Origin of the sequence: Streptomyces sp. DSM 40868, from assembly GCF_011820545.1 — a bacterium.
In the GTDB taxonomy this organism is placed as follows: Bacteria; Actinomycetota; Actinomycetes; order Streptomycetales; family Streptomycetaceae; genus Streptomyces; species Streptomyces eurythermus.
In genome coordinates, this window is the sequence record NZ_CP050504.1 from 863,796 (window position 1) to 880,483 (window position 16,688).

At 73.5% G+C, this 16,688-nt stretch carries 16 protein-coding genes; 8 read left to right on the top strand and 8 right to left on the bottom strand.

Annotation, left to right across the window (positions count from 1 at the left end):
- Window positions 1-247: 247 nt before the first annotated feature.
- From HB370_RS03895 to HB370_RS03910, 4 genes are all read left to right on the top strand, one after another.
- Complete coding sequence (locus HB370_RS03895) at window positions 248-907, top strand: TetR/AcrR family transcriptional regulator (protein WP_051815233.1); 660 nt, start codon at window positions 248-250, stop codon at window positions 905-907.
- A gap of 245 nt (window positions 908-1,152) precedes the next feature.
- Window positions 1,153-2,376, top strand: coding sequence for a cytochrome P450 (locus tag HB370_RS03900; RefSeq protein ID WP_030775863.1), 1,224 nt, complete (start codon window positions 1,153-1,155; stop codon window positions 2,374-2,376).
- 42 nt (window positions 2,377-2,418) lie between these two features.
- Window positions 2,419-2,613 (top strand): ferredoxin, encoded by a 195-nt coding sequence (locus HB370_RS03905; RefSeq protein ID WP_030775858.1) that lies wholly within the window; start codon window positions 2,419-2,421, stop codon window positions 2,611-2,613.
- A complete protein-coding gene (locus HB370_RS03910) occupies window positions 2,610-3,884 on the top strand; it encodes an FAD-dependent oxidoreductase (RefSeq protein ID WP_030775857.1) in 1,275 nt (424 codons plus the stop codon). The genes HB370_RS03905 and HB370_RS03910 overlap by 4 nt, the downstream gene beginning before the upstream one ends.
- A 53-nt stretch (window positions 3,885-3,937) precedes the next feature.
- On the opposite strand, the gene HB370_RS03915 is transcribed toward HB370_RS03910, so the two are convergent.
- Together HB370_RS03915 and HB370_RS03920 are read right to left on the bottom strand one after the other, a co-directional pair.
- Window positions 3,938-6,085, bottom strand: a complete 2,148-nt coding sequence (locus HB370_RS03915) for a cellulose binding domain-containing protein (protein WP_030775854.1) — start codon at window positions 6,083-6,085, stop codon at window positions 3,938-3,940.
- 334 nt (window positions 6,086-6,419) lie between these two features.
- Entirely contained in the window at window positions 6,420-6,620 is a 201-nt protein-coding gene (locus tag HB370_RS03920; RefSeq protein WP_030775851.1) for an SCO3870 family protein, read from the bottom strand.
- A 125-nt stretch (window positions 6,621-6,745) separates the two neighbouring features.
- Here HB370_RS03920 and HB370_RS03925 point away from each other — a divergent pair, with 125 nt between their 5' ends.
- Window positions 6,746-7,549 (top strand): DUF1963 domain-containing protein, encoded by an 804-nt coding sequence (locus HB370_RS03925; protein ID WP_030775848.1) that lies wholly within the window; start codon window positions 6,746-6,748, stop codon window positions 7,547-7,549.
- A 153-nt stretch (window positions 7,550-7,702) separates the two neighbouring features.
- On the opposite strand, the gene HB370_RS03930 is transcribed toward HB370_RS03925, so the two are convergent.
- Window positions 7,703-8,581 carry an alpha/beta hydrolase gene (locus HB370_RS03930; protein ID WP_030775845.1) on the bottom strand — a complete coding sequence of 293 codons (879 nt, stop codon included), beginning with the start codon at window positions 8,579-8,581 and terminating at the stop codon, window positions 7,703-7,705.
- A gap of 113 nt (window positions 8,582-8,694) precedes the next feature.
- On the opposite strand from HB370_RS03930, the gene HB370_RS03935 reads away from it, so the two are divergent.
- A complete protein-coding gene (locus HB370_RS03935; protein WP_030775842.1) occupies window positions 8,695-10,632 on the top strand; it encodes a BTAD domain-containing putative transcriptional regulator in 1,938 nt (645 codons plus the stop codon).
- 111 nt (window positions 10,633-10,743) lie between these two features.
- On the opposite strand, the gene HB370_RS03940 is transcribed toward HB370_RS03935, so the two are convergent.
- From HB370_RS03940 to HB370_RS03950, 3 genes are read right to left on the bottom strand one after another with little or no spacing between them, the layout of a single operon-like run.
- Entirely contained in the window at window positions 10,744-11,586 is an 843-nt protein-coding gene (locus tag HB370_RS03940; RefSeq protein WP_030775838.1) for a nucleotidyltransferase domain-containing protein, read from the bottom strand.
- Window positions 11,587-11,600: 14 nt separating this feature from the next.
- The gene (locus HB370_RS03945; RefSeq protein WP_030775835.1) at window positions 11,601-12,107 is read right to left on the bottom strand and encodes an NUDIX domain-containing protein; all 507 of its coding nucleotides are present in this window, start codon (window positions 12,105-12,107) and stop codon (window positions 11,601-11,603) included.
- A 20-nt stretch (window positions 12,108-12,127) separates the two neighbouring features.
- Window positions 12,128-12,829, bottom strand: coding sequence for a TetR/AcrR family transcriptional regulator (locus HB370_RS03950; RefSeq protein WP_030775832.1), 702 nt, complete (start codon window positions 12,827-12,829; stop codon window positions 12,128-12,130).
- A 175-nt stretch (window positions 12,830-13,004) separates the two neighbouring features.
- Between HB370_RS03950 and HB370_RS03955 the strand changes: the two genes are divergently transcribed.
- Window positions 13,005-14,141 carry an NAD(P)/FAD-dependent oxidoreductase gene (locus HB370_RS03955; protein ID WP_030775829.1) on the top strand — a complete coding sequence of 379 codons (1,137 nt, stop codon included), beginning with the start codon at window positions 13,005-13,007 and terminating at the stop codon, window positions 14,139-14,141.
- 142 nt (window positions 14,142-14,283) lie between these two features.
- Here HB370_RS03955 and HB370_RS03960 read toward each other — a convergent pair whose 3' ends face one another.
- Complete coding sequence (locus HB370_RS03960) at window positions 14,284-14,940, bottom strand: HD domain-containing protein (RefSeq protein ID WP_030775824.1); 657 nt, start codon at window positions 14,938-14,940, stop codon at window positions 14,284-14,286.
- 63 nt (window positions 14,941-15,003) lie between these two features.
- Window positions 15,004-15,654 carry a TetR/AcrR family transcriptional regulator gene (locus HB370_RS03965; protein ID WP_030775821.1) on the bottom strand — a complete coding sequence of 217 codons (651 nt, stop codon included), beginning with the start codon at window positions 15,652-15,654 and terminating at the stop codon, window positions 15,004-15,006.
- 312 nt (window positions 15,655-15,966) lie between these two features.
- Between HB370_RS03965 and HB370_RS03970 the strand changes: the two genes are divergently transcribed.
- Window positions 15,967-16,683 carry an MIP family channel protein gene (locus tag HB370_RS03970; protein ID WP_030775818.1) on the top strand — a complete coding sequence of 239 codons (717 nt, stop codon included), beginning with the start codon at window positions 15,967-15,969 and terminating at the stop codon, window positions 16,681-16,683.
- Window positions 16,684-16,688: the final 5 nt, after the last annotated feature.

Here is a 16,688-nt window from a genome sequence, read left to right on the forward strand (position 1 = left end):
CGCCGGGGATGCGGCGGAACCTCCGGCACGCCGGCAGGGAGTCACACCGGCCGCGACCAGGGCGCGCCGTCATGGCATGGCCGGCCGCTCACACCCCCGCTCCGCGACACAAGGCCTGGTGAGCGTGTGCCGGTGTGGCGGCCGGTGTCGTGTACGGTTCGGGGCGGCTGCCCTGCGGTGATCAACGGATGACCACCGGTTTCGGCGGTCAGGTGCGGACGTCCCGGGGTGAAGGAGGTGTACGGCGGTGGACGAGGCGAAGCGGCGCGGAGACGACTCCGCCGGGGCTCCCGCGGAGCGGACGGCGCGGGTGCGCAACCCCCGCGGGCAGGGCGAACGGCTCCGTGAGGAGATCCTGCGCGCCGCCGGGGGCCTGCTGGAGCAGGTGGGCAGCGAGGACGCCCTCTCGCTGCGGGCGGTGGCCCGGGAGGTCGGCATCGCCACCCCGAGCATCTACCGGCACTTCGCCGACAAGACCGAGCTGGTGTGGGCGGTGCTGGCGGAGCACTACGAGCGGCTGGCCGTGCTGATGGCCGAGGCCGACGCCTCCGCGCCCGCGGACGACCCGCTGGAACGGCTGCGGCACCAGTTGCGCGCGTACTGCCGTTTCGCGGTGGCCAACCCGGCCAAGTACCGCCTGATGTGCGAGACCTGGCAGACCCCGGTGGACGAGGAGCGGCTGCACGGTCACCCGGCCGGGCTGCTCCTGCGCGGGCTGCACGAGGCGCTCACCCACTGCGAGGAGGCCGGCTGGCGGGTGCGCGGCACCCGTGCGGAAGCGCCGTACCTGCTGTGGTGCGCCCTGCACGGCCGGGTCGCGCTGTGGCAGGTCATGCCGCGCCGCAAGGACACCGCCCGGCTGAACCGCTTCGTGGACGAACTGCTCGGCCTGCTGCTGGAACGCTGACGCGTCCTCAACTCCCTCTCCACGCCTTCACCCGGCGCCCGTTCCCCCCGGCTCCCCTCCCTTCGGACTGCCGCCGGCATGCGTCCGGTCCCTTCGGGTTGCCGTCGGCGTCGCGCCCGAAGCACCCCTCCACCACATCACCCGATTTCCTTCACCTCTCCTGCGGCCCAGGCCGCCCTCCGCCCTAAGGAAACGGTCGTAAGCTAACAGGTGTTAGTCGAAGGTCTTCCCCCACAAGGAGTGGCATGACCACCACCGCACCGCTTCCGCCGCTGCCTGCCCGGCCGCCGTCCGGGTGCCCCTTCGATCCGCCCGAGGGTCTTACCCGACTGCGCCTGGAAGAACCGCTGTCCAAGGTCGCCCTGGACGACGGCGGCTGGGCCTGGCTCGCCACCCGGTACGCGGACGTCCGGGCGATCCTCGGTGACACGCGCTTCAGCTCCGACACCTCCGCCCCCGGCTACCCGGTCAGCGGCATGACCGGCGGCAGCCCGCGTCCCGGCGCCACCCGGGGCTTCATCCGCATGGACCCGCCGGAGCACACCCGGCTGCGCCGCATGGTCACCCGGGACTTCATGGTCAAGCGGGTCGAGGCGCTGCGCCCCACCCTGCAGCGGCTCACCGACGAACTGTGCGACGCGATGGAGCGCGTCGACCGTTCCGAGCACCCCGTCGACCTGGTCCAGGCCCTGGCGCTGCCGCTGCCCTCGCTGGCCATCAGCCTGCTGCTGGGCGTGCCCTACGAGGACCACGACACCTTCCAGCGGCTCACCGGCACCCTGCTCTCGCGTGACCTCACCGAAGAGCAGCGCGAGCCCGCCCGCACCGAACTCCTCGCCTACATCAACCAGTTGGTGAACGCCAAGAAGGCCGAGCCGGGCGACGACATCATCAGCCGGCTCGTCACCGAGCAGTACGCGCGAGGCGAGCTGACCCACGAGGACCTCGTGGCGTTCGCCGTGCTGCTGCTGGTCGCGGGCCACGAGACGACGGCCAACATGATCGGCCTGAGCGCGCTGTCCCTCATGCTCGACCAGGAGACCGCCGGCCGACTGCGCGAGGACCCCTCCCTGGTCCGCGGCGCCGTGGAGGAACTTCTGCGTTTCCACAGCATCATCCGCAACGGCCCCCGGCGCGCGGCCCTCGCGGACGTCGAGGTCGGCGGACAGCTCATCCGCCGCGGGGAGGGCGTCATCGTCGCCGTACCCTCCGCCAACCGCGACGAGGACACCTTCCCCGACGCCGACCGGCTCGACATCCGCCGCCCCAACGCCCAGCACCATGTGGCCTTCGGCTACGGCATCCACCAGTGCCTCGGCCAGGCGCTGGCCCGCGCCGAGCTGCAGGTCGTGATCACCACGCTGCTGCGCCGCTTCCCGGGCATGCGCCCCGCCGTACCGGTCGAGGAGATCCCCTTCCGCACGGACATGGTGATCTACGGCTGCCACGCCCTCCCGGTCACCTGGTGACCCGCCGCCCCCCTGACTGACCCCACCCCTGGAGGAATCCTGATGCAGATCACCATCGACGAGGCGAAGTGCTGCGGCGCCGGCCAGTGCGTGCTGGTCGCCCCCGAGGTCTTCGACCAGCGTGACGAGGACGGCATCGTCGTCCTGCTGGACGCCACCCCGGAGGCCGGTCAGCACGCCGCCGTGCGCGAGGCCGCCACCATCTGTCCCGCCGCGGCCATCCAGGTGCGGGAATGAGCGCCCCGCACACCCCCCGCCCGCGTATCGCCGTCGTCGGCGCGGCGGCGGCCGGGCTGGCCGCCGCCGAAGGGCTGCGCCGCCTGGGCTGGGACGGGGAGATCACCCTCATCGGCGACGAACCCCACCCGCCCTACGACCGGCCGCCGCTGTCCAAGCACGTCCTGTCCGGCGCCTGGGAGCCCGAGCGCACCGCGCTGCGGGACGCCGACCGGCTGGCGGAGCTCGACCTGGACCTGCGGCTGGGCACCCGTGCCGTCGCCTACGACCCCGCGCGGCGCGCGCTCACGCTCGGCGACGCCGGGCGGACCGTGCTGCGCTGCGCCGGTGTCATCGCCGCCACCGGTGTCGTGCCCCGCACCCTGCCCGGCGGCGACGCGGTCGAGGGGGTGCACGTGCTGCGCACCCTGGACGACGCGCTCGCCCTGCGCCGGCGCCTCGCCACGCCCGGCCGGCGGCTGGCCGTGGTCGGCGGTGGCGTGCTCGGCGCCGAGGCCGCCGCCGTGGCGCGTGCCCTCGGCCACCGGGTCACGCTCGTCGGCACCGAGGACACGGTGATGGGGCGGGTGCTGGGCCCGGAGGTCGGCCGGCTCCTCGCCGACGTCCACCGCGCCCACGGCGTCACCCTGCGCTCGGGGCAGGCGGTCACCGGCATCCGCGCCGAGGCCGGCCGGGCGACCGGTGCCGTGCTCGCCGACGGCACGGTGGTGGAGGCCGACGACGTACTGCTTGCCGTCGGCTCCGTCCCGGCCGTCGACTGGCTGCGCGGCCCCGGCGCCGAGGCGGCGGGCCTGGACCTGTCGGACGGGCTGCGCTGCGACGAGTTCTGCGCCGCGGCCCCCGGCCTCTACGGCGCCGGAGACGTCGCCCGCTGGTACCACCCCGGCCTGGGCCGGGAACTGCGGATCGAGCACCGGATGAACGCCAGCGAGCAGGGCCTCGCCGCCGCCCGCAACCTCCTGGCCGAGCTGGACCCGGAACGCTTCGGCGAGCGGCGCCCGTTCACCCCGGTGCCGTACTTCTGGTCCGACCAGTACGACCTGAAGCTCCAGGCCCACGGTGTACTGGCCGGTGCCGACCGGATCGAGGTCCGCACCCTGGGCAAGGACCCGCTGCGGCTGGCCGCGCTGTACGGCACCGCCGGCCGGGCCACCGGAATCCTGACGATCGGCCTGCCGCCGCGTCAGACCCGGTCCCTGCGCGCCCTGATCGCCACGCCCGCCCCGTGGCCGGAGGCGATCACCGGGCTGACGGAGACGGTGGAGGCCTGACCGGGCCCGCCCGGAGCAGGACGGCTGTCCCCTGCCCCGGGCGGGCCGAACCCTCAACCGCCGGAGCAGACCGTGCCGTTGAGACGGAAGACCGTCGGGTCCGGGTTCGGGCCGTCGTTGGCACCGACGAATCCGAAGGAGGCCGTCGACGCCCCGCCCGGGGCCAGTGGCCCGGCGCCCTCGGGGGCGGTCACCCGTACGTGGGAGCCGCTCTGGTGGAACGTGGCGTTCCAGCCGGAGGACACCGACTGGCCGCCGGTCGGCCAGTCCCAGTCCACGGTCCATCCGGTGATCGGCGTGTCCGACAGGTTGCGGACGGTGACCGTGGCGACGAAGCCGTTGCCCCAGCCGGAGTCACGGTGGTACGTCACCGCGCAGGTGGCGTTCGACGGGGTGCCGGTGGTGAAGGTCAGCGGGGAGGACGGGGCGGAGAGCCGTCCCGAGGCGTCGGCCGCGAGCACGTTGACCGTGTGGCCGCTGCCCGGGGGCAGGTTGCGCAGGGTCACGGAGGTGCCGGTGGTCTCGCCGACCAGACGGGTGTACGTGCCGTCGCGCTCCTGGACCAGATAGCGGGCCGCGCCCGTCGCACCCGCCCAGGACAGGCGTGCGGTGGTGTCGGTCACCGCTTCCAGCCTCGGGGTGCCCGGCGTCCCCGCGGCCGAGGCGCCGGGCCCGGTGCCGGCCCGCGGGTCGAGCGTGACCGTGAGCAGCGCGTACGGTGGCACGGTGACCTGGGACGCGGTCGCCGCCCCGGCGCCGGCCTCGGTGATGTCGCTGTCACCGCGCGCGTAGCGGTGCACCACGGGCGCGGCGGCGGACGGGGTGAAGCCCGCGTAGTCCAGGTCCACGGTGTGCGCGGCGTCCGGGTCCTTGTTGACGAGCAGGACGCTCAGGCGGCCGTCGCGACGGAGCACGGCGTGCGCCGAGACGTCCCGCGCGGAGGACTGGGCGGCGACCATGGTGTCGCCCGCGGTGCCCAGTTCGCTGGTCATCTTCATGCCGTAGTACGGGTGGAACGGCGTGTTCGGCGCCGGCTCGCAGACGTCGCCGGTGCAGGCGCCGCTGGAGAGCATCCCCATGTCGCCGTAGTCGGTCTCGCCGTCCACGGTGGTGATCTGGCCGGCGCCGTTGTGGGTGTCCCACCAGTCGACGTTGAACACGCCGTTCTCCAGCGCCGTCATGAAGGCGTCGGCGGCGAACAGGCCGTTGGGGCGGGCGGTCAGCCGGGCACCACCGGTGTTGGTGTTGATCTCGGTGAGGGCGATGCCGATGCGCGGCGAGTCCGCGCCCGCGTACCGGTCGAGCTGGGCGCGCACCTCCCGCAGTTCACCGGGCAGCCGGGCCAGCCGGGCCATGGCGTCCTGGGCGGTGGTGTCGGACCCGCCCGCGTACCAGTGGACACTCACGAAGTCGATCACGTCGGTGACTTCGGCGAGCACGGTGTTGTTCCAGTCACCGGGATCGCCCTCGCCGACCACGCCGTCCGGCCACTCGCCCGGCGAGGTGAGGACCGCGCCGATCTTGACCGTCGGGTCTACGGCCTTCATGGCCAGGGCGTACGCGCGGACCTGGCGGGCGTACTCCCGGGGGCTCTTGTCGGCGTGGTCGTCGTGCTCCCAGCCGCTGCCGTAATGGCCGTTGCCGTAGATCTCGTTGCCGATCTCCCAGTACTTCGCGCCGTAGTTCTTGGTGATGTTCGCGTACCTGACCCAGCCGGCCGCCTCCTCGGGCGTTCCCGAGCCGTAGTTGGCGATCAGGATGGGCTGCGCGCCGGTGGCGCGGACGGTGCCCATGAAGGCGTCGAAGCCGGTGCCGGGGGCGACGTATCCGCCGGGCGCCGTGTGCGTCTCCCAGTGGTAGATGTCCGCGTACGAGCCGCCGGGGTAGCGCATCATCCCGACGTCGGCCGCCTTCATCAGGCGGGTGACCTCGGGGTCGTTCATGTGCGAGTCCCAGATGGCGGTGTTGACGCCCCGGGCGGTGTCGGACAGCCGGCCCAGGGCCGCCTGGGCGTTGACCCGGACGTCCACGTCCCCGGCGGCCGCCGTGTCCCCGACGGCCGCCGTCCGCGGTGCGGCGGGCGCGACACCGGCCAGCGGGGCCAGCAGGGCGAGCGCGGCGGCCAGCACGAACGCGCCGCGCGCGAGGGCGCCAGGGCCCCCGGCGCCGGCCGGTCGGCCGGGTCTGTGCAGTGGTGGCATGGGGTCCTCCCTCATGGGTCCGGCGGCACGGCGGATGCCGGACGGGACCGCCGGACGGGCGAAGTGCCGACGCGGCAGCAGGACGTTCCGCGCCGGTGACACGGGAAACGGAGCGGGGGTGCGGGGCGATCGTGCGCGTGCGGGGCGGTACGGGGCGGCCGGATCCGATCTATGGGAGCGCTCCCATGATGGGAGGGGTGTGACGCCGTGTCAACGCCTGTACAGGAGGGAGGATCGGGGCCCGTAGTGCGCGGGTACCCGGCGCGCGCCTGCCCCGCCCCGGCTTGGCCGGGGCGGGGCGGGGCAGGCGTCCGGTGTGCGGGGGCGGTCCGGCTCAGTTGGAGTGCGGCCGGCCGTCCCGGACCCAGGTCATCACCACGAGAGCCGCGGTGATGTACATCAGGACGCTGAAGGTGCTGACGGATTCGACGTACTGCTCGTAACCCTGTGCGCGCAGTTCCAGCGCGAGGGAGCCGAGCGCGGTGCCGAGCACCGCGGTGGCGACGGACATGGCGACGAACGGACCCTTCGTCATGGGTACTTCCTCCAAACCGCGAGACTGTTGACCGAGACCGAGGCTACCCGCACCACGAAGTCACCTTGCACTTCACGCGAATTGGGTCTGCCACGGCTCGCCCACGAGCCCGTTAGGGTGACCCCGTGGCCGACGAGACCGTGGACAGACCGAACCGCTTCCGAGCCGAGGCGGCATCCCGGGGACTGCCGTCGGAGGAGGTGGAGGAGTGGATACGTATCGCCCGGCCGGCGGTGTACGTGGCCGAGGGCGGTGACGGTCCCCTCGTGGCCCGGGCCGGCGGCGACCCCCTGCTGCCGCACGGTGCGCCGAAGCCGTCCGAACCCTTCGTGGCCTCCGTCGACCTCGCGGCCCTCCCGCCGGACGCAACCGGCCTCCCCCTCCCCGCCGACGGCCACCTGCTCTTCTTCGCCGGCAGCGAGGTGAGCCTCGAGGGGCAGGTGCCCGACGCGGTGATGTACGTACCCGCCGGGACCCCGACGACCCCGAGCCCTCTCGGACACAGCTGGCGCAAGCCGTACCGGCCGCGTGAACTCCGTACGGTGTGGCATCGGTTGAGCGACCAGATGCCGGAGAGCTTCGCCGTCGACAGATGGGGCGACCTCACCGACGACGAGCAGTTCGAACTCGCCGACGAACTGAGCGACGCCTGGGCACACGTGGGCGGCTACCGCCCTCCCTGGTCCTTGCAGATCGGCGGTCATCCGGTGTCGCCGCAGAACGACCCCGTCCACTACGCGCGTGATCCCGGGGAGGCGGGCCCCTCGGCCGACGGAGAGGGCGCCGGCGACTGGACTCTCCTGGCCACCTGGAGGTTCGGCGACGACGTCACGGAACTGGACTCCGGCGTGGCCCACTGGGTGATCCGGCGCGGGGACCTGGCGGCCCGGCGCTTCGACCGGGTCCACCGCTACGTCGAAATGGCCTGAACGGCGCGGGGCTAGGACGACCGGCTCCCCGAGGGGAGTCAGCCGTCCTCGCCACCCCGGCCGATCACGCCGGCTCGGTCCGTACCGTCATCGTGACGGCCCGCCCGCCCGGTACGGGTGCCGAGCGCCCTCGCTTCCCCTCCCCCGGCCGGCTCAGCGGAGCAGCAGGTCCCGGATCGCCCCCGCGATCTCGTCGGGCGACTCCTCCGCCATGAAGTGCCCCGCGCCGGTCAGCCGGTGGTCCAGGTCCGGCGCCCACGCGCGCCAGACCGCGGCGGCGTCGTAGCCCAGTTGCGTGCCCCAGTCCTGCTGGACGACCGTCACGGGCATGGCCAGCTGGGAACCGGCGTCCCGGTCCGCCTGGTCGTGTGTGACGTCGATGCCCGCCGAGGCCCGGTAGTCCGCGACGATCGACGGCACGGCCGCGGCGCTCGCCCGCAGGTACTCGGCCCGGACCGGTTCCGGCAGGGCGGCCGGGTCGGCGGCCCAGGCGTCGAGGAAGGAGCCGAAGTAGGCGTCCGCGCTGTTGGCGATCATCGTCTCCGGCAGCCCCGGCGGCTGCGCCATGAGGAACAGGTGGTAGCCGACCGCCGCCCGGACGCCGTGCAGCACGTCCCACATGTCCAGCGTCGGCACCACATCGAGGATGCCCAGGTGGGTGAGGGTCTCGGGGTGGTCCAGCCCCGCCCGGAAGGCGACCAGGGCACCCCGGTCGTGGCCGGCCAGGGCGAAGCGTTCGTGGCCGAGCGCCGCCGCCAGGGCGACGACGTCCGCGGCCATGGCGCGCTTGGAGTACACCTCGGGGCCGGTGGCCGCCGGCTTGTCGCTGGCGCCGTAGCCACGCAGGTCGGGACAGATGACCGTGTGCTCGCCGGCGAGCCGCTCGGCGACGTGCCGCCACATCAGGTGGGTCTGGGGAAAGCCGTGCAGCAGCACGACCGGGCTGCCGCTGCCGCCGACGGCGGCGGCCAGCTCCACTCCGTCCGTGCCGGGCAGGCGGACGTGGTCGAAACCGGGAATCCTGAGCGTCATGAAAGGCCCTTTGCTGGGGTCGGGGGACTGACCGGACCAGCGTGGGCGAGGGCGATCAGCAGCCGATCAGTACGCTTCGACACCGCCGGCCCGCGGCACGGAAGATGGAGGGCATGCGAATCGACGTGCTCGGTGCCGTGCGGGCCCTCCGCGATGACGGCACCCCGGTTGACCTGGGCGGACCCCGCCATCGCGAGGTGCTCGCCCGGCTCGTCGCCGCCGGGGGACGGATGGTCTCCACCGACACCCTCGTGGACGACCTGTGGGCCGAGCCACCGGTGCGCGCCGTGGGCGCGTTGCGTACGTTCGTCGCCGCGCTGCGCCGGGCCATCGAGCCCGACCGGCCGCCCCGCACTCCGCCGCGCGTACTCGTCACGGAAGGCCCCGGCTACGCGCTGCGCCTGCCGCGCGCCCAGGTGGACGCCCACCGGTTCGAGGACGCCCTGGCCCGCGCCCGGCGGACCCCCGCTGCGCTGACCGACCTCGACGCGGCCCTCGCGGCCTGGCGCGGCCCGGCCTACGCCGACCTGACCGGCTCCCTGTGGGCGCGGCGCGAGCGGGCCCGGCTGGAGGAGCTGCGGCTGGAGGGGCTGGAGCTGCGCGCCCGCCTCCTCCTGGACTCCGGTTCGGGGGCCGAGCTCGTCGCCGAACTGGGCGCGCACGTCACCGAACACCCCTGGCGCGAGCCGGCCTGGGGGCTGCTGGCCCGCGCGCTGCACCGGGCGGGCCGTCAGGCGGACGCGCTGGCCACGCTCCGCCGGGCCCGCACGATGCTCGTGGAGCAGCTCGGGCTGGACCCCGGTGCCGACCTCCAGCGCCTGGAGGCGGACATTCTCCAGGGCGCCACGACGCTCCGGCCCGCGCGTACCGTGTGGACCGCCGGTGTACGGCTCGGCCCGCGCACCACCGTGGAACTGGCGCGCACCCTGGCCCTTGCGGGTGGCGACGCCCTCGTCCACTCGCGGCGCGACCGCCTCGCCGCCGTCCAGGCGGCGGAGCGCACCGGGGACGTCGCCCTGACCGCCCGGGTCATCGGGGCCTACGACGTGCCCGCCCTGTGGAGCCGGGCCGACGACCCCGAGCAGTCCCGTGCCGTCGTCGCGGCGGCCGAGCGTACGCTCACCGCGCTCGGCGCCGACGGCCCCGCCGAACTGCGCGCCCGCCTGCTGGCCACCGTCGCGGTCGAGAGCCGCAGCGCCGATCTGTCCGGCACCGAACGGGAGCGCGCCGGGCAGGCGGCGCGCGAGGCCGAGGCGCTGGCCCGGGAGCTGGGCGATCCCGCACTGCTGGTGTTCGCCCTCAACGGCGTGTTCCTCCAGTCCTTCACCCGCCCCGGGCTCGCGGCGGCGCGGGATGCGACCGGCGCCGAGATCCTGGGCCTGGCCACCCGGCACGAGCTGCCGAACTTCGCCGTGCTGGGCCGGCTCATCCGCCTGCAATCCGCCTCCGCCCTCGGTGACCTCGATGCCGCGGCCGCACACGCCCGGGTCGCCGAGCGGCTAGCCGTCAGCACCGAGGCCTCTCTCGTCCCCGTCCTGACAGGCTGGTTCCGGGCCCGGGCCACGGCCGCCCGCAGCGCGGAACCCGGCGGGCCGAGCGCCGCCACGGCCGCGGCGCGGTACCGCGCCGCGGAGGACGCCCTCGCCGGGACGGCGAGCATGCCGGGGCTGCACCGGGGCCTGTTCGCCCTCGCCCTCCTGGGCCTGCGTCTGCTGCACGGCCGTCCCGCGCCCACCGATCCCGCCCTCGACTGGGGCCCGTACCGCCCCTGGGCGCAGCCCTTGGTGCTGCTCGCCCAGGACCGGGTCGAGGAGGCCCGTGCCGCCCTGTCCGCGGCGCCCGAACCACCCCTTGATCACATGCAGGAGGCACTCTGGTGCCTGACCGCCCACGCGGCCGCCCGCCTCGGCGAGCCCCCGATCGCCGCCCGCGCCGCGACGGCCCTGCGCCCCGCCCGCACCGAACACGCGGGCGGCGCGACCGGAATGCTGACGCTGGGCCCGGTGGCGCGCTACCTGACAGAGGCAGAGACATGCGCCACCCAGGGCTGACCGACAACGCCCGGACACCGCACCTGCCCGTCCCGCCCTGACGTCCGGCTCGGCCAGGACCCCGTCTGCGGTGACCAGTGGGTCAGCAAGCTCATGGCCGGGCGGCCCCGGTCACTCCGTGAGTCTCTCGCATGTTTCGGTGGTCAGGCGGTCTGCGGTGTCGAGTGTGGTGATGAGGGTGCGTGGAGTCGTGCCGAGGGCGGAGAAGAGGTTGTGCGCACGCTCGGCGAAGTCGACCGGGGCGATGGCGAGTTGTCCGGCGGCGCGTACCGCTCCCTTCTCGTTGAGGACCCAGCGGCGGGCGTGGGCGTGGAGGGCGTGTACGAGGAGTCCGACCGCGCGGAAGAGACAGCCGGCGACGAAGAAGGCGTCACCGCGGGCCGCCCCCTTGCGGGCGCCGGACAGGATGAACGGTGCCTCCCAGCGGGCGTTGTCGATGAGCGCCTCGCGCAGTGGCTCGGGATAGTGGCGCGTCTGCTCCCGCAGGGTACGAAGCTCACCGCCGGGGTCGGTGAGGACGCGGCCGAGGGCCACCTCACCGGCGTAGGAGTGGGAGTACACGCCCAGGGGGTGGCCGGGCTGGGTGCCGATCTCGAACCGCCCGGCGCGGCACTGCTGCCAGACGCGGTGCACCCGGTCCAGGTCCCGGTAGATCCAGTCGACTCGGTGGCCGTCGATGGTCAGCCAGGCGCCGCCGTCCACCCATGGCCCCCAGCCGCCCGGCTCGGTCACCTCCACCGGCCCACCGGTCAGCTCGGCCGCGAGCAGGCGCAGGGCGGCGGTGTCGAGCGGCGGCCGGTAGTACAGGCCCAGGTCGAAGTCGGAGTCGGGGTCATGGGTTCCTCTCGCCCGGCTGCCGCCCAGGCACACCCCGACGACGCCGCCGACACCGGCCAGCCGATCCGCGATCTCCGTCAAGCGTTCCACGCTTCTCAGTCTGCTGGGGCGGATCATCCGCCGCGACCGAATTACCCTGCCGGAAAGGAGTGCTCCCGCAGGGCCTTGGCGATCAGGTCGTGGATGAGGTGTTCGCCGGGGGCGCGGTTCTCCTTGAGGACGGGAAGGTCGTCGGGGCCGATCCAGCGGTAGGCGGTGTGTTTCGGCCACTCCAGGGCGGGGCGGTCCAGATCGCCGTGGACCTCGACGAGGTAGTCGGCCTCGTGCCGCGGTCCGGCGCCGTCGTCGCCGGTCCAGGTGGTGATCCCGAGCAGGCGCCGGACGCGGCGCAGGCGCCAGCCGGTCTCCTCCTCGATCTCGCGGGCGAGGGTGTCCAGCAGCGACTCACCGGGCTCGACATGCCCGCCGACGATGTCCCAGCAGTCGGGGAAGAGCCGTCGGCGGGGACCGCGTTTCTGGGCGAAGGCCCGGCCGTCCCGGTCGAGGACGACCGCACCGACCGTCCACGCTTCGCCGGGGGCGGGGACGGGGAACTCGACGTCGTCGTCCACGGTCACGCGGTGCTCGTAGTCCGGCATGCCCTCACCCTACGGCCGCCTCAGGGCCGTGTCCGGCCGTCGGCCCGGCCGGCGGTGATGCCCGCGAGGATGAGGTCGATGCCGGCGAGAAACTCCGCCCGGTCGTCGTGTTCGCGCAGTTGTCCGGCGACGTCGCGGGTGAACGGGTACTGGTCGGGGTCCAGTTCCCGCCACGCGGCCGCCACGGCGTCCAGGAACGCGGCCCGGTCGGTGTTCGCCCGGGCCGCCAGCGTATTGGCGGCGTTCTGGCCCGCCACGCCGAGGATGTAGCTCAACAGCGCGGACGCCGCGGTGAACTGGGCGGTTTCGGGCACCCGCAGCGCCTGGACCTGGCGCCCGATGCGTTCGAAGACCCGCAGCATCGGTGACTTCCCCGGCGTGCGGGGAAGTCGGGCGAGCGTGGTGCCGACCCATGGGTGGGCGTCGATCGCGTCGAACACCCCGAGCGCGAGCGCGCGGATCGCGTCCTGCGGCGTCGCGCCGGTGTCGTCGCCGGCGAGGGTGGGGGCGATGACGGCGTCCATGGCGGCGAGGAGGAGTTCGGTCTTGCCCGTGACGTGCCAGTAGATCGCTCCGGGGCCGGTCGCGAGGCGCTCGGCCAGCGCGCGGAACGTGAGACCGCCCTCGCCGACGGTGTCGAGGAGTTCGACGGCGGCGGCGACGATGCGCTCCCGGGAGAGTGGTTCCTGCCGTCGCTCCGGACGACTCTTCCTGCTTGCCATGTCTTCAGTCTAGGCGCAGTGGAACACCATTCCAGCTTGACAAGACATGGAACACCGTTCCAGTGTGGGACTGCTGGAACAGCGTTCCAGTCGGCTGACGGAGCTTCGTCCCCGTGGCACTCCGGCCGATCCGTCGGGCGCCCGCCCGGCGGTCCGCGACCCGAAGGGAAACACCATGACCACTCCTGTCACGATCATCGGGGCGGGACTCGGCGGACTCACGCTCGCCCGCGTGCTCCATGTGCACGGCATCCCGGCGACGGTCTACGAGGCGGAGTCCTCACCGACGGCCCGCGCCCAGGGCGGCCTGCTCGACATCCACGACCACAACGGGCAGCTCGCCCTCAAGGCCGCCGGGCTCCACGAGGAGTTCCTCGGCGTCATCCACCAGGGCGCCGAAGCCTCCAGGGTCCTCGACAAGGAGGGGAAGGTCCTGCTGGACGAGCCGGACGACGGTACCGGCGGACGTCCGGAGGTGCCCCGCGGCGAGCTGCGGCGGATTCTGCTCGACTCGCTGCCCGCCGGCACGGTCCGGTGGGGGCGCAAGGCCACCTCGGTACGGGCCCTCGGCGACGGCCGTCACGAGGTGACGTTCGCGGACGGGGCCACCGTGACGGCCGGCCTGCTCGTCGGCGCGGACGGAGCATGGTCGCGGGTCCGTCCGCTGCTGTCCGGGGCCACGCCCGAGTACGTCGGGACATGCCTGCTCGAGACCCACCTGTACGACAGCGACACCCGCCATCCGGCCGCCGCCCGGGCCGTGGGCGACGGCTCGCTCTTCGCACTCGCCCCCGGCAGGGGCATCTCCGCCCATCGCGAGCCGGACGGCGTCCTGCACACCTACGTGACGCTCCGCAAGCCGCGGGAGTGGCTGGACTCCCTCGACTTCGGCGACGCCGTGGGCGTCACCGCCCGTATCGCCGCCGAGTTCCACGACTGGGCCCCGGAACTCACCTCCCTGATCACGGACGGAGAGACTGCGCCGGTGCCGCGCGCCCTCCACGCCCTGCCGGCCGGACACCGCTGGGACCGGGTGCCCGGCGTCACGCTGCTCGGCGACGCCGCCCACCTGATGCACCCGTCCGGCGAGGGAGCCAACCTCGCCATGTACGACGGCGCCGAACTCGGCAACGCCCTCGCCGCGCACCCGCACGACACCGAGGCGGCACTCGCCTCGTACGAGGAGGCCCTCTTCCCCCGCAGCGCCGCCGCTGCCACCATGGCTGTCCGCATCCACGACCTGCTCCTGGACGACGACGCCCCGTACAGCCTCGTCGACTTCTTCACCGGCCACGGACAGCGGGCCGAGTGAACCACCGGCGCTCCGGCCGGAGGGCTGTGGGTGGCGGATCATCCGGTGCCGCGACAGCGCGCCGTCGAACACCGGGGCGTCTACGACCCAGTCCCTGGTGCGCCGGACGCACCTCTCCTGCCCGGCGGCACGACACATGGCGTCAGGGCCGGGGCACGCCGCTCCTCGACCAGCCCCGCGCCTCGCCTTCGTCGATGAGGCGCTTCCCGGCCCGCCACAGCGAGGAGGACGCCTCCCCGATCACGGCCTTGCGGGAGCGGACGTCGTCCGCCGTGATGCCCGGGGTACGCCATGTTCCGCCCCGGGCCATCCAGTTGAGCAGGAGTGGCTGGAGCCGGTCCATCGCCTTGGCGAACCTCGCCTCGGGGGTGCGGCGTTCCTCGAACTCGTCCCACAGGGAGCGCATCCGCCGGGCCTGGTCCGGCGGCAGCAGACCGAACAGCTCGTCCGCCGCGGCGACTTCACGCTCCTGCTGACCGGCGCCCGCGGCACTGTCGTACAGCGGGGTGTCGCCGGCATAGATCTCCACCAGATCGTGCAGCAGGACGAGCTGGATGGTGTGCCCGACGTCGATGGGCCGGTCGGAGTGTTCGGCGAGGACCACCACCATCATCGCCAGGTGCCACGAATGCTCCGCGTCGTTCTCGCGCCGGTCCGCGGCGGCCAGGGGGGACTGCCGGAGGATGGTCTTGAGCTGATCCACCTCCACCAGGAAGGTGAGTTGGGCGCGCAGTCTTTCATCGAGGTCGTCGGGGAAGGGTGTCTTCTCCGCGAGCAGGCTTCGCCGTTCATCGCTCATGCGCTCATCGTGGCACGAGGACTCCGACGCGCCCTGGACCACGGTGGGGGTGCCCGGCCCCCGTCAGCCGCGGGCGACGGACTCCGCCTCGGCGGTGTACAGGTGGACCGGGTCGAAGCGCATGCCCGTGAACTGGCCCGCGAGTTCGAGGGACAGCACGCCGTGCAGCCGGGTCCAGAAGGTGAGGGCGCGCCGGAGGGCGGACGGGGGTGCCGGGTGCTGTCCGGCCCAGTCCCGGTGGGCGTGCAGATGTTCCTCCAGGGGTGACGCCGGATCGTCGGGGACCTGTCCGGCGGTGCAGGCGTCGAGGATGACGGCCATGATCTCCGAGGCGATCCGGGTGGTGTCGTCGGGCGCCCGGTAGCCGGGCACCGGAGTGCCGTAGACGAGGAAGTAGCGCTGGGGGTCGGCCAGGGCCCACTCGCGCAGGGCGTGCGCGAGGTCGCGGAGATCGGCGCCGGCCTCGGCGCGGGCGCGGAAAGTATCGGCCAGGCTGCGGTAGGCGTCCCTGATCAGTGCGGTGATCAGTTCGTCGCGGCCGGCGAAGTAGCGGTACAGGGCCGGTCCGCTCATGCCCATCCGCTTGGCGATGGCGTTGAGGGAGAGCGCGGAGGCCCCCGCGGTCGCGATCTGCTCCCAGGCGTGCTCCTTGATCTCCTCGCGCACCTGGGCGCGGTAGCGCTCCCTGGGAGTGCTCGCCTCCGGCTTGCTCACGACCGTCTCCCCGCTCTCTCGGCAACCGACGGTTAGAAGGTATCACCAACGCTATCGACCGTCGCCAGGGAAAGGGCGATGTCCCGAGCGCACCGGCGGCCCCACCGCGAAGCCGCCCGCACCTCTGGACGGGGCGGCCTGCCGACACCGCACGCGCTGCCGTCACGAGGCGACCGGCAGGGCCGGTGAGGTCCGTCCGTCACTCCTTCGGCCCCGTATCACGGCCCTCCGACGGGCGCGCGTACCCCGTCCGGCCGAGGCTTCCTTACGACACGACCGAAAAGGACGTAGGTGAGGGTGGTGGCGATGGCGATGCGCACGCGGGCGTTGGCGTCGGAGTTCCTCGGGACTCTGCTTCTGGTCTTCTTCGCCGTGGGCTGCGCGGTTCTGGGGGTCGAGTTCATCGGCACCGTGGGGATCGCGCTGGCCTTCGGCTTCGTGCTGCTCGCCCTCGCCTACGCGCTCGGGCCGATCTCCGGGTGCCACGTCAATCCGGCGGTGACCCTGGGCATGCTGTGCGCCCGCCGCATCGACGTGGCCACCGCGATCGGCTACTGGATCGCGCAGTTCGTCGGCGGTATCGCCGGGGCGGCCCTGCTCTTCCTGCTCGCCAAGCAGGTGCCCGGCATCCAGACCCACGGCGCCTTCGGCAGCAACGGCTACGGGGACCGGTCCGCGGTGCACATCAACACCGGCGGCGCGTTCCTCGCCGAGGTCGTCCTCACCTTCCTCCTCGTGTTCGTGGTGCTCGGGGTGACGCACCGGGTCGCGGTCGTCGGCTTCGACGGCCTGCCGATCGGCATCGCCCTCGCCGTCATCCACCTCATCGGCATCCCGCTGACCGGCACGTCGGTCAATCCGGCGCGCAGCCTCGGCCCGGCCCTGTTCGCCGGTGGTTCCGCGCTGTCGCAGCTGTGGCTGTTCATCGTCGCGCCATTGGTCGGCGGTCTGCTCGCGGCGCTCGTCCACCATGTGACGCACCCGGCGGGCGAGGAACGCACGATCGCCGACGAGGTGGCGGCGGCCTGAGGGCC